Annotated in this window: 18 protein-coding genes; 13 read left to right on the top strand and 5 right to left on the bottom strand. The window is 42.7% G+C overall.

Annotated features, from left to right (window positions below; all coding sequences use genetic code 11):
- Positions 1–192 precede the first annotated feature (192 nt).
- Positions 193–459, top strand: coding sequence for an Imm42 family immunity protein (locus LC653_RS41810; RefSeq protein ID WP_504828441.1), 267 nt, complete (start codon positions 193–195; stop codon positions 457–459).
- A gap of 66 nt (positions 460–525) precedes the next feature.
- Positions 526–1,344 carry a polymorphic toxin-type HINT domain-containing protein gene (locus tag LC653_RS41805; protein WP_229501177.1) on the top strand — a complete coding sequence of 273 codons (819 nt, stop codon included), beginning with the start codon at positions 526–528 and terminating at the stop codon, positions 1,342–1,344.
- Here LC653_RS41805 and LC653_RS41800 read toward each other — a convergent pair.
- The 4 genes from LC653_RS41800 to LC653_RS41785 all read right to left on the bottom strand — a co-directional run bounded on the left by LC653_RS41800 (position 1,288) and on the right by LC653_RS41785 (position 5,162).
- Positions 1,288–1,485, bottom strand: a complete 198-nt coding sequence (locus LC653_RS41800) for a macro domain-containing protein (RefSeq protein ID WP_229501176.1) — start codon at positions 1,483–1,485, stop codon at positions 1,288–1,290. The two genes, LC653_RS41805 and LC653_RS41800, sit on opposite strands and share 57 nt — an antisense overlap.
- A 74-nt stretch (positions 1,486–1,559) precedes the next feature.
- Entirely contained in the window at positions 1,560–2,846 is a 1,287-nt protein-coding gene (locus LC653_RS41795; RefSeq protein WP_229501175.1) for a hypothetical protein, read from the bottom strand.
- 106 nt (positions 2,847–2,952) lie between these two features.
- Entirely contained in the window at positions 2,953–4,530 is a 1,578-nt protein-coding gene (locus LC653_RS41790; protein WP_229501174.1) for a hypothetical protein, read from the bottom strand.
- A gap of 377 nt (positions 4,531–4,907) precedes the next feature.
- The gene (locus LC653_RS41785; RefSeq protein WP_229501173.1) at positions 4,908–5,162 is read right to left on the bottom strand and encodes a hypothetical protein; all 255 of its coding nucleotides are present in this window, start codon (positions 5,160–5,162) and stop codon (positions 4,908–4,910) included.
- 424 nt (positions 5,163–5,586) lie between these two features.
- On the opposite strand from LC653_RS41785, the gene LC653_RS41780 reads away from it, so the two are divergent.
- From LC653_RS41780 to LC653_RS41770, 3 genes are read left to right on the top strand one after another with little or no spacing between them, the layout of a single operon-like run.
- Entirely contained in the window at positions 5,587–6,018 is a 432-nt protein-coding gene (locus tag LC653_RS41780; RefSeq protein ID WP_229501172.1) for a hypothetical protein, read from the top strand.
- On the top strand, positions 5,978–6,238 hold the full coding sequence (locus LC653_RS41775) for a hypothetical protein (RefSeq protein WP_229501171.1): 261 nt from the start codon (positions 5,978–5,980) through the stop codon (positions 6,236–6,238). The genes LC653_RS41780 and LC653_RS41775 overlap by 41 nt, the downstream gene beginning before the upstream one ends.
- Before the next feature lie 59 nt (positions 6,239–6,297).
- On the top strand, positions 6,298–7,281 hold the full coding sequence (locus LC653_RS41770; protein WP_229501170.1) for a hypothetical protein: 984 nt from the start codon (positions 6,298–6,300) through the stop codon (positions 7,279–7,281).
- A 1-nt stretch (position 7,282) separates the two neighbouring features.
- Here the strand turns inward: LC653_RS41770 and LC653_RS41765 are convergent, their stop codons facing one another.
- Positions 7,283–7,477, bottom strand: coding sequence for a hypothetical protein (locus LC653_RS41765; protein WP_229501169.1), 195 nt, complete (start codon positions 7,475–7,477; stop codon positions 7,283–7,285).
- 106 nt (positions 7,478–7,583) lie between these two features.
- On the opposite strand from LC653_RS41765, the gene LC653_RS41760 reads away from it, so the two are divergent.
- The 8 genes from LC653_RS41760 to LC653_RS41725 all read left to right on the top strand — a co-directional run bounded on the left by LC653_RS41760 (position 7,584) and on the right by LC653_RS41725 (position 10,809).
- Positions 7,584–7,907: a hypothetical protein gene (locus LC653_RS41760; protein WP_229501168.1), complete on the top strand. Its 324-nt coding sequence runs from the start codon at positions 7,584–7,586 to the stop codon at positions 7,905–7,907.
- Positions 7,897–8,337 (top strand): hypothetical protein, encoded by a 441-nt coding sequence (locus tag LC653_RS41755; protein ID WP_229501167.1) that lies wholly within the window; start codon positions 7,897–7,899, stop codon positions 8,335–8,337. Before LC653_RS41760 ends, LC653_RS41755 begins: the two co-directional genes overlap by 11 nt.
- Before the next feature lie 199 nt (positions 8,338–8,536).
- Positions 8,537–8,824: a hypothetical protein gene (locus LC653_RS41750; protein WP_229501166.1), complete on the top strand. Its 288-nt coding sequence runs from the start codon at positions 8,537–8,539 to the stop codon at positions 8,822–8,824.
- The gene (locus tag LC653_RS41745) at positions 8,824–9,063 is read left to right on the top strand and encodes a hypothetical protein (protein WP_229501165.1); all 240 of its coding nucleotides are present in this window, start codon (positions 8,824–8,826) and stop codon (positions 9,061–9,063) included. The genes LC653_RS41750 and LC653_RS41745 overlap by 1 nt, the downstream gene beginning before the upstream one ends.
- Positions 9,038–9,547 (top strand): hypothetical protein, encoded by a 510-nt coding sequence (locus LC653_RS41740; protein ID WP_229501164.1) that lies wholly within the window; start codon positions 9,038–9,040, stop codon positions 9,545–9,547. Before LC653_RS41745 ends, LC653_RS41740 begins: the two co-directional genes overlap by 26 nt.
- On the top strand, positions 9,544–9,849 hold the full coding sequence (locus tag LC653_RS41735) for a hypothetical protein (protein WP_229501163.1): 306 nt from the start codon (positions 9,544–9,546) through the stop codon (positions 9,847–9,849). The genes LC653_RS41740 and LC653_RS41735 overlap by 4 nt, the downstream gene beginning before the upstream one ends.
- Complete coding sequence (locus LC653_RS41730; RefSeq protein ID WP_229501162.1) at positions 9,782–10,243, top strand: hypothetical protein; 462 nt, start codon at positions 9,782–9,784, stop codon at positions 10,241–10,243. The genes LC653_RS41735 and LC653_RS41730 overlap by 68 nt, the downstream gene beginning before the upstream one ends.
- Before the next feature lie 137 nt (positions 10,244–10,380).
- A complete protein-coding gene (locus tag LC653_RS41725) occupies positions 10,381–10,809 on the top strand; it encodes a hypothetical protein (protein ID WP_229501161.1) in 429 nt (142 codons plus the stop codon).
- Positions 10,810–10,882 lie beyond the last annotated feature (73 nt).

Here is a 10,882-nt window from a genome sequence, read left to right as displayed (position 1 = left end):
TTTTGTGGCGATCGCTTCCATGACACTGCATCAAGGACGACCGCCTGACCCCTCCTCGACTGTTCAATAACTTTCAAAGCTGTAGCCCTTATTCCGTATAGCTTAGAGCTTTTCTTAGTGCCATTCGTCTTTCAGTCAATTTTTGATTCAGTTGTTTACACAATTCCAACCGGAATAACAACTTTGAGTGAAATGCTTGCAATTTATGGTTCTCTTAGCGATAATACTCAACCGACTTATGAAAATATTGAAAGACGCTTTCATTTAGATTCATTTGGTATGTCTTCTTTTTCAGATAAATTTAATGTAATTCTTGTTGAAACTAAAAGTGGTAAGCAAAGACTTATATGGAGAGTACTTTCTGAGATGAAAGTATATGAGGTGTTTCTAGAACCAAAAAGTTTTGAGGCTGTAGCTAATCAATTTCTAATATGGGCTGAATCTCAAATAAATGAATAAATAAAGTAATATGTTGCTACTGTTTATGAATATACCACTGGTAAGAAGATTGAACCAAAACACGCCATGCTCTACAACGCTGGAAATGTTGCTGGGATTGGCGTATCCTTTTTGATAGGGGTGAAAGCTGCTACCTGGGCGAAAACTGCAATTGGGCCTCTAAAGTGGGTATCTACTGTACAAACTGGATTAGATGTTTATGATGCGGCTAAAGCTACCAATAACCTTTACCAAAGCTACCAAGATAACGGGAAGTTTGAACGAGAGGATGTTTGGAATCTCCTGGCTTATGTACCTTTTGCTGGGGCAATATTAGGTACTAAGAAGTTTTTTGCTGCTAATAAGGCGATTAATGCTGCTCCTGCTGATGATGTCATTGGCGATATTACTAAAGGCCCTGATAATGTCCTGCGAATGACTGAAGATACAGGAACTAAATTCGGGAATTGCTTTGTTGCAGGTACAGAAATTCTCACTACTAATGGTATCAAGAATATTGAGGATATTCAGGTTGGTGATTGGGTAATTGCTGATGACCCCACTACTCCAGGAGGGATTGAAGCACGACAGGTATTAAATACCTTTAAACGTGAAACTACTGCATTGGTTGACCTATATATTGATGGAGAGGTGATTTCTACTACTGGGGAACATCCTTTCTGGACTCCTGATAAGGGTTGGGTAGAAGCCAAAGAATTGCAAGTAGGGTCATTGTTGCAAACTGAAGATGGGCGGGTTATTGATGTTGATAAAGTTGAGAAGCGGGAAGGGCAATTTCAGGTTTATAACTTTAACGTTGAGAGATTCCATACCTATTTTGTTTCTGACTTAGGGATTCTCGTTCATAATACGTTTTGTAGACTCTTTACTAAAATTATTAAGTGATCTACATTCGTCAACAAGCTCTGTCCCAGCTGCTCTATGTATTGCTCCATCTACTCCACTACCTCCAAGCAGACTTGTATTTGCAGCATTTACAATTGCATCAACTTCTAGCTTTGTAATATCACCTAAAATAACTTCCATAAAACTTGAGCTTGGTAAAAAAAATCGAACTTAACATTTTGTTTTAGTAGTTGACAAGTGCGATATTACTCATTCTACCTTACCAGCACTCCATCCACCGCCACAAAACCCCACTGCGGAAACTTCGCCAGCAACTTCTTGATCACGATCACAAGCGCCGGATCATCCCAACACTCCTTCAAGAAATCAAACCCCGGATTCAGCCCCGAATTCGCCGCCACTTTAAGTTTCTGCATACGTTCTGGTCGCATATTTGACCTTGCTACAATCGCCTCATGCGACCATTTTTCAGCGCTGGTGACAGATACGGCGGAACCTTCACCCTCATGATCTGCTTTGACTTCTACACCCGAAACCGAGTTTTCAGCCGTTAACGAAGCAGGGGAAGCCTGTTCTACTTGCCCCTGTGTTTGATTAGCGTAGACGTGAAACGGCTTGGCGCTAGACATCGCTAAAGTTGAAGAAAATTCATTTACGGCGACGGACGCGGCGGAACCAGTACCTTCATGACAGTCTCTCACCTCAACACCAAAGACTTGGTTTTCTCCTGACAACAGAGCAGATTGACTCTGTGGGGCTTGTTCTTCCAAGCGAGTTAAATTCGGAACCACGGGCGCGGCGGAACCAGTACCTTCATGACAGTCTTTCCCCTCAACACCACAATCCTGTTTTTGTGCCAACAACAAAGTAGATTGACTCGGTGCAACATCTACAAGCGTCAGCGATGTGCAGTCCATTGCCACAGGTAACTCTTCCTCCTTCTCTGAGACGCTTTGAACAGACTGAGGCGATGCGCCCCCCAAGGGCGCGTGAGCCGTCTCCTCCTCACGCGGATTTCGTGTAGGCGTGTCAGAGACACACCTCACGAACTCTTTTGAAGAGTTCGTGAGGTGTTCTTGAGCAGTTCCTGAGACTTGATGGAAGGCTTGCTCTGGCTGCTTTTGAGTCAAAGTATTCGATTTTTCTGATGCGGTATTCGCTCTAATTGAAACGTTATCCGCTTTATTTGAAGCGGTATTCGCTTTATTTTTTTCGCTCTGCCAAAAATCCTTAACTCGCGCACCATGCAGATTTCTCACGTACCATATCGATGTTCTGCCATCACTCCCAGTACTGATACGACGAAATATAAATAAACTGGCTGCTTCCAAAACTCTTCTACCCAATCTAAAAGCCGAGTCACTTAAATTAGTTACCAATTTCATCCAACGTGAGCCATAAGGGTCAGCTAGCCAACACTGCTGCCAAAATCTCAGCACACATGATTTTTGATTAATTGCCCAGGTGGTGTCCTCTGACGGAATAATCATGTGAGGATGATTGAATTTTGAGCCAGTGGACTGTTTAGATTTGGTAGTCATTTTACAATCTCCTATTTATGTTGACGCACGGAAATTTCCCCCATTGTGATTGCGGGGCTTGGTACTTGGATTTAGTTGTCTAAAAAGTCACCGATACACTGAAAGCCTATTGAGGTTGCCAGAATCGCAACTCGTTTCTAAAATACCTGCTTGTTTTTTTACCTTCATTCTTCCAGTGATCCCAGGCAACCACCACCTCGTCCTCGCCCAGATCCTCCACAACTTCACCCCTAGCGTTATAGAGGGTGTAGTAAGGGTCAGCGTAGGCAACAATAGAACCGACTTGAATCACGGGAGGATGAGACGCAATTTCCAGAGCAGTGATTAAATTTGTTTCATCGGTGGTAAGTTCCGCCCAGTAGTCTGCTTTTATTACCTCGTATTCAGTAGCAACAGTACAATAGTCCTGCCAAGTACATCCAGGCTTTGCAAGCACCTGCCTGATATCACTAACCGCCTGGGGCAACATTGACAATTGTTCAACTCGATATGCGATCGCTCCTTGTGTCGGCTCACTCCCCAGAATTATTGCCGCAGCTTCAAACGCCTGGGTATTGTTCATAGCACTGGCAAGGTTTTTCAATGCCATGCCCATCAGCCGCAGACATTCCTGGGCATTTTCTTTTGGCGGTTCCTGGGCCAGCGATCGCAAATCAATTGTCTTTTCCAAGGCTTGCTGAACCTTCTTGTTCAAGACTTTAGCCGCCTGTTGCGTCATGGTATTCCCCCACTGTTGAGAAGGGCGTTCTTCTACAGCGCTTTCCAATTCTTGGATACGTTGTTGGAGTTGTTGATTCTCAATCTCCAGCTTTCTCAACCCCTCCATTTCATCCAGCCGTTGCTGCAATTGGATATTTTCTTCTTTCTGTTGCTTGTACAGGTTTTGCAAGGATTGGATTTGCTCTTGTACCTGGGCTTCAGCTTTAGCCCCTGCTTCTGCTTGTAGTCCAATCCTCAATTCCTGCTGTAAGCGCTCTAGCTCCTGCTGGTGTTGCTCTTTGAGTGCTGTGATCGCTTCCGTGTATTCTGCGGGGTAAGTGCGTTCTCTGGGGAATGGAACGCTGGCAGCATTTAGATCCCCATTGTTGATTAACAGCCTCTCGCCATCGCTGAAGGTAACAATCTGCTGCCAGTGATTTGGTGCGTCTGCCTCAATCAACCCGGATTCACCATAACGAGGGTGCGATTGTGATGAAACTGTGACAGAATTACACAATTGCGTTTGACTTTGTTCCTTTTTTGTGGTGCGTTTAGTTGTTGGTGCGACTTGTTGTACTGCTTTGGCGAAGTCTGCGGCAGTGGGGAAAGGTTTTTCTTGGGCTGCTAGAGCAACAGCTTGCTCTAACTTATCGGGAGTTTTGACCAGTCGGAGTAGCGAACGAGTCTGAGAAGGTTTGGTAATATGCGGCCTCAGTTCTTCTGGTAGAGTATCAACTACTCGCTTGGCCACAAATAGATCCTTGACCCGTCGATATCCCCCATGTTTGATCAATTCGCTTTCGCAATATTCTTCAAAGCTAGTGTATGCGCCATCTTGGTAATATTTGTTATCTTGCATCAACCGCAGTTCATCCGATGCCTGCCACTCGAATCGGTCGATGGCGGCGAAGGTTTCCTGAATGCTGATGTTGAGATTGCTGTAGTCAATGGCTGAAGTTGTTTCGGAACAGTTTCGTGTCAGCATTGTTTCACCTTTATATGCTGCATATACACACAAAAAACATAGTCAGCGTGTTTGGGATTATGACACTGTTGCACCAGAAGCAGCGCCAACCATACTTGGCAATTAGATCCAGTCTTTTACGGCGTTTTTGACTTATTGTTAGTCGCTTATATAGGCGAACGGAATTAGCCTCCGTTGTGGTCAGGGGATTTTGTATTGTTGAAACCATTCGGACTCCGAAAATAAGCAGGATTAGGATTAATGTATTAACATTAGCGAAACTGTTAATACAAAGCAACCTATCAAAAAACAAACCAGCTAAGTTTCCCTAGCTGGTTTGTCGCTTATTGCCTTAGTAACTTGCTCTCGCCATTGCCTGAGAGTACTATTCTCTTCTCTCAGGCGGCGGATTCCCCCAACATTTCGTACTGCTGTTGTTGCCACTGCATAAACTGCTGCTTCATTTCGGCGACTTCTGATTTCAGCTTTACTAACTCTGGATCAAGCTCAGTTACTGGCTTTTCAGCTAAATAAGAATCAATAAAATCCATTAACAACTTCGATACAGAGGTATTGCTAGCTTTGGCTTTATTCATAAAAGCCTCTTTTTTGTCTTCAGAGATCCTAATAATTATCTGTTTGTCTGCTGCCATCTCAATTCTCGTTGTTTATAACTTTCAACTTACACGCTATCAATAGCAAGTTGTATTAGCAAGTGTATAAACATAGCTTATCAACTTCCAGGACATACATCGCCTAAATGTATTAACTATGTATTGACAATAGTATTAACAAAATAGTATCTTAGATTTATGGGATAAGTAAAGCGGTTTCAGAAATCAGCTTTTATTTGCTCAGATCAAAAGGCGATCACTCCCCGTCCAAAGTTTGTGATCACCCTCTGTAAAAACCTAACCCCATGTAGAGGCAGGAGATCCTCATTATGACGCATTCACCCTATACACATTTCTTCTCGATTGTCCTCCAAAACTGACAATTCTTGAAGCACAAGCCGGAGGATATCTCAAAGGGAATAAGGCTGATTTTGCGATCGCAATTTCTCGCCCTGACCGTGCCTTGACTATAAACGAAAACTTCACCAACGAACCATTTACTGAACTGTGGGTGATTCCGGTTGCTGGCGGACTCAAAGACCAGTTTAAAGGGACAGCTTCGATGCTGCTTAGTTTTCTGATCCACCGCCGCAGCAAAGACAATTTCGCTGGATTGTACAACCACTTCGCCCATCGTGCCTTCCAGCAGTGGTGTGAAGATGGAATGCCGGGAGATCCCAAAGAGTTCTGCTTCGGTGCGATCGCTAGTGTACTGAAAAACTATATTTTCTGCGCCGAGTTTCAGAAAGTGGAAGGAACGCTGGGAACGTACTGGTTCATTCAATGGTCGTACCGGAATCCCCAATCTGATTTTGAGAAGGATGCGCTCTTAGCAACCGAAATGATTCGTTCTGGTGCAGAATCTGGGGCAACACTCCACGGGAGCGGCAACTGAAACTAATCTCAAACTACTAACTGCAATTGTTGAGTCTATTCTTTGGTCTGAAGAATCATATACCCGATTTTTACAGTGTGGGTTTGATGCAGCAATTGAGTTATTTGATATCAGTTCTCAAAATTGGGAGTTTGAAGAATCAACGTCATCACGTCATAATCCCAGGAATTGGGATGAGTACAAGCAGCTACAACAAACACGGGCTTTGTCACAGTCATAGTTTCAAGAACGTGAAAAAATCAAATTCTACACTTCTACGCAGAAAAGGAGGTGATAAAAATGCTAGTCCGATGGAACTTTAAGTTAAAACCCTGTCAGCTTCAACAAGCAAAAATGTCGCAGTGGTTAATCACTCTCAAAAAGCATAGAAACTATGCACTTAGAGAACGAGAGATTGGATACAATACTAATAATCAGAATGCTGATGAACCAGTTAATTATGCTTGGGGTAGTTACTGCGATTTGAAAACCAGAGTCGAATATGGTGGGTATTGTCCGCTAACTTGCCCCGTGTTGAAACATAGTGTTATTCCAACTGATCTAAATATTGCCCTGAAAACATCATCATCATCATGTGTTATCAAGTGGGATAGCGCTTCTAATATCCAGATAAAAGTAACAACGAAATTAAGACATAAACTCAAACATTTTAGTGACATTAGTGCTGTTGTTTTGCAGGGTAACATCCTAAAATTAGACACTGCATTTACAAATTTTTGGCGGCATGGTAAAGGATTCCCACGTTATTTACGAACTTTAAATAGTTTCAATTACTCACCAGGACAGGTTAAGCTTAAGACAATTAAAGATAATTATGCCACTGTCTATCTTCCAGGGATTGGCAATGTCAAAATCCACAATAGTCGAGATTTAACCAGTATTCAATCCGTGAGGACTTGTACTGTTAAAAGAGCAGGTGGTTACTGGTTCTTATCGATGTTAGTTCAAATACCCCAAGAACTACCGAAAGAAAAGTCAATATCTCAAATCAAATCAGTAGTTGGGATTGATGTTGGTGTGAATAAGCTTGTAGCTTTGTCAGATGGTAGTTTTGTCGAAAATATTAGAGTTACAACTAACATCAAAACATCTAGACGTTTAACTATGCGTCAACGTGCCATAGATGCAAATTTTTGTATGGTACGGTATGGTAATAAGATAGGAGTCAGGAGCCAGAATTCAGAATTAAATAGGGAGGATTCAGACCCACGACTGGGAAAGTCGACCACTAAATATACTTTCTTTAGTGGAGATCGAAAATAGCTTATTCATCTGCTTTTTCGGTTGGAATACACGAATTGTATTCTGGCTCCTGGCTCCTGATTGCTGAATTCTGTTTCGATAAATTTATGAAGCGATCGCGTCGGGTTAAGACTGCAATCGCCCATGCCGAAGCACTACCCCCAATCAATCCTTGGAGAGCCAGAAGCCTTTTTTCGGTTCGGTCAGGAGATTGCATCGCTCTATCTCTCTGCTGGCAATGCAGATGCAGCCGAGTAAATTAATTGGATTAGCAGCAGTACTCAATCTGCTGCTATTAACTCTTGTATTGGGCGTGGCATTTTATGGAGCAACAACAAGAACAAACTCGTCAAAAACAATTATTTATTTACCTGAAGAAGGACGGCGAGTTGAATCTGTCCGGCTTGACACTAAAAAACCTGACACCAGAAGAATTCCTCATCCTCCAACAACTGATTGATGAGTCAAAAGTTCGTTCGCACAACGCCAACAGAGTTGAAGAACTAATGCAGCGAGGTTTGATGGCTCAAGGGATGATTGCAGCTTTTGCTATTTTGATGTTTTCGTTCATTGGCATCTACGGTATTTATCGTTATATCGGTCAACAAGTTCAACAAAAAATGGAGACTTATAGCAATGTTAGGTAAATGGCTTCCAGGTTTATTCGGTAGTAAAAATGACGGTGTAGTTTCAACAGATTTAAGAGTTGGTGACGCAACGGCTGTTGAAGGAAATCTCCCTTCATCAATCCGCGATCGCTACACACTACCCGCTTACACTACAGCACAGCAGGTATTAGATGAAGCAGAAGTGGCTGGTACTTTAAAGGCGCAGAAGTGGCTACATACAAAGTTTTCCCGACACAAGCTCAAGCAGTTGCAATCCTTGGCAGAGATGTATAAAAACCAGTTGGCATATTCCCAAGAAGCCATGAAGGTTGAGGAGGATTTGCAGCGTACCAGGGCGTTACATGGGGAAGCAGTGATTCGTCATGCTTTCGGTTCTATTGAACAGCAGCGCCAATTGGGGGGATACGAGAAAGCATTTGATGAAGTGGGTGATAGCTTTAGGTTCTAAAGGAGAAGAATACGAAAAACCAACAAGAACAAAATATCAAAAACCTCAAACCACAAGAATCCCTCACAAGAGAGAAAATGCCAGAGAATATTGAGGAAATCCAAGAGCAGATGGAGACAGAGGGAAAAACCTTAAACTGGACAACCTCATTTGATAGCAACGAACCCAAATCAGTTACTTTTTTCCTTTATTGATGATTATGCAGTTGAAATTATCTTTCGTTGGATATGCCATCTCTGGAGTGGGCTTATCAATGTTAATGGGATTTTTATCAGTTGCCAGCCCAGTCAGTCAATTCTTGGTGTGGATTATTAGCATGATTTGCATTTGCGGTATGTCTGTAGGGTTATTTAACTTTGCTGGTTTAGTCGTCAAAGGATTCGGTTTCAACCGCAAAACTTTCACTATCGGCTTGATGCCTGGAGTGATATTCGTATTTGCGTTCCTGACTTTGGTTTGTGCTGGTGTTGCTTTGGGGGTACGTTAATGGGATTTGAATTAGAGAGACTAACCGCCAGTAGCGTAATTCATGTAGAGCGAACTATATTATGTAGTTTAGGAGCGAGTGCAGTAATGTGTCTATCTGCTCCTTTTTTCTTAAACACCGATCGAGTAACAACCGGAATGTTGCTTGGTGCGGGGACGCTCAGTGCTGGACTTTTTGGGGTATCCGCGCAAATCAGCTTCTTGCAAAGAAAAGGTGTACAAGTCTTTGCAAGAAGCTGACCTCAAATCACTTAAGCAGCACTTACAGGGGCAAGCGGCTTATGATTATGTCACCACGGCGATCGCTGCCAAACGCCAAGTTGCTGACTATGTGAATCGTCTCCCCGTTAGTGAAAGACCCCGATGGATTACTGAGTATCAGTTACAAGGTTTGGTTACACTCCCCGAACCAGCAGCGCAACAATTACCCCCACGCCCTGGTATTCCCAATCCTGATATTGCCGATATTGATGAACAGGATGTGCAGTCGGTGATTAATCCGGGTTCCATGAAGGTTTTACAAGCTTTAGCTGCTAATTATCCTGACTACATTCGGATTGATGGTGCGTGGTTAGATGAACTGTGTGATGCTGCATCACATCAAGATATGACCCTTCGCAGTAACCACCATTTTTACCTGTCTGGCGGGACACAATCCGGCAAATCAACTTTAGCAGGGGTGATTATCAACATGCTGCAAAATCTCAAAGCCCGGCAATTGTGATTGGCAGCGACCCAAAGGATGATGTCACCAGATGGCTGTGCAAATTTAGCCGCAAGTTTGACGGCATGAAAACGTTAAGAAATTGGATTACCTTTGCCACAGACCAAATTGACAAGCAGAAAGAAAGAGTATCTATTGTCGGGGGTGAATGTCAGGGTGTTCCCGAATTATTTCTTGCTCAAGACGAGGTGGACTCTGTATTTGGTGGTGGCAAGGGACTTCCAGGAATGGTTGATGCTGACACTGCCTTTATACTTGCAAGGTTTTTGGAACTATATCATCAAATTCACCGCCGGACTTAAAGGACATGGGATATTCATGGGGCAGTCCCCACTGTCAGGAGAAACCGGATTTAGTCGCCCATCGCTGAAAAACGTTTGCTTTATAGCTATGGGACAGACATCGAATTATATCCTTGACCATCCCCAAGATTTTGTAAATGTCAAAAAAGAGATTCTTGAAATCTTGCGGCAGGCTTGCGAAATGTTGGATAAAGCTGGAGTTCGATATGCCCTAGTAATTCCAACTCGTGGTAATCCTTTTATAGCTCTAATTCCTGAATTTGATATCAAAGGTATGGAGCAGAAGCAAGATTTCAAGCCAAATGATTCCAAACCTAATGACAATACCGATAGTCAGCAAAAACAAACTCATTCTCCACGGCAACATATCGACTGGTATGAAGAAAGAAGGTAAATAATCAGGGGTACTCATCTATTTCTTTGGAGGTAGATAACAAACTTTTTAAGTCTCAATAAGTACGAAAAAGTCAGAATAGCCGACTTACTTCATGGATAACCAACTTGTATAACCCATATATGAGGAATCAGGAAATGAGCAATACCATTAACATTCGACTAGAGTCCGTTCAATACGGTAGTTATTGCTTATGGATGGGGCTAGACGCACAAAGAAATTTGTACATGACTTATCCAGCGATTGAAGCTATTCTCAATTACGAGGAAAATTTAGCCAGGAAAAAAATCGGCTCAAAAAAGCTAAAAGACTTATACCAAGAGCAGTTGAAGGTAGGAAAAAAATCAGTTCGTATTGTCAATAAGCCTTCGGGCTTTTCAGTTCCCAAGAATGGGCAAGTTGCTGCGATCGCCTATGAAGGGTTCCTTCAACTCCTCAACTTTGAAGTTATCCAGCAAAATCCTGTAGCCATTAATCTGGTAGTAGCAGGTTTAGGTGACTCACTAAGATCACTAGTGGTCTGTCCCATTAATTTTGAGGGGTTGGATAAATCTTTGAAAGCTTAACTCTTGCGTCTTCTGTACGAAAACACCAATCTACACAAACTTTATTTTGATTGCGATCGCGTTCCCAAATCGA

The sequence above is a fragment of the Nostoc mirabile CHAB5784 genome, assembly GCF_020829645.1.
In the GTDB taxonomy this organism is placed as follows: Bacteria; Cyanobacteriota; Cyanobacteriia; order Cyanobacteriales; family Nostocaceae; genus Nostoc; species Nostoc mirabile.
Note: the sequence above shows the minus strand (reverse complement) of the source record. Positions and strands in the feature narration are given on the sequence as shown.

Coding starts and splice junctions, on each gene's coding strand:
- LC653_RS41755 (WP_229501167.1), top strand. CDS start 7,897: ATGTTAGGTAAATGGCTTCCAGGTTTATTCGGTAGTAAAAATGACGGT.
- LC653_RS41730 (WP_229501162.1), top strand. CDS start 9,782: ATGCTGACACTGCCTTTATACTTGCAAGGTTTTTGGAACTATATCATC.
- LC653_RS41810 (WP_504828441.1), top strand. CDS start 193: ATGCTTGCAATTTATGGTTCTCTTAGCGATAATACTCAACCGACTTAT.
- LC653_RS41770 (WP_229501170.1), top strand. CDS start 6,298: ATGCTAGTCCGATGGAACTTTAAGTTAAAACCCTGTCAGCTTCAACAA.
- LC653_RS41745 (WP_229501165.1), top strand. CDS start 8,824: ATGGGATTTGAATTAGAGAGACTAACCGCCAGTAGCGTAATTCATGTA.
- LC653_RS41760 (WP_229501168.1), top strand. CDS start 7,584: ATGGAGCAACAACAAGAACAAACTCGTCAAAAACAATTATTTATTTAC.
- LC653_RS41805 (WP_229501177.1), top strand. CDS start 526: ATGCTCTACAACGCTGGAAATGTTGCTGGGATTGGCGTATCCTTTTTG.
- LC653_RS41725 (WP_229501161.1), top strand. CDS start 10,381: ATGAGCAATACCATTAACATTCGACTAGAGTCCGTTCAATACGGTAGT.
- LC653_RS41765 (WP_229501169.1), bottom strand. CDS start 7,477: ATGCAATCTCCTGACCGAACCGAAAAAAGGCTTCTGGCTCTCCAAGGA.
- LC653_RS41750 (WP_229501166.1), top strand. CDS start 8,537: ATGCAGTTGAAATTATCTTTCGTTGGATATGCCATCTCTGGAGTGGGC.
- LC653_RS41795 (WP_229501175.1), bottom strand. CDS start 2,846: ATGACTACCAAATCTAAACAGTCCACTGGCTCAAAATTCAATCATCCT.
- LC653_RS41785 (WP_229501173.1), bottom strand. CDS start 5,162: ATGGCAGCAGACAAACAGATAATTATTAGGATCTCTGAAGACAAAAAA.
- LC653_RS41790 (WP_229501174.1), bottom strand. CDS start 4,530: ATGCTGACACGAAACTGTTCCGAAACAACTTCAGCCATTGACTACAGC.
- LC653_RS41800 (WP_229501176.1), bottom strand. CDS start 1,485: ATGGAAGTTATTTTAGGTGATATTACAAAGCTAGAAGTTGATGCAATT.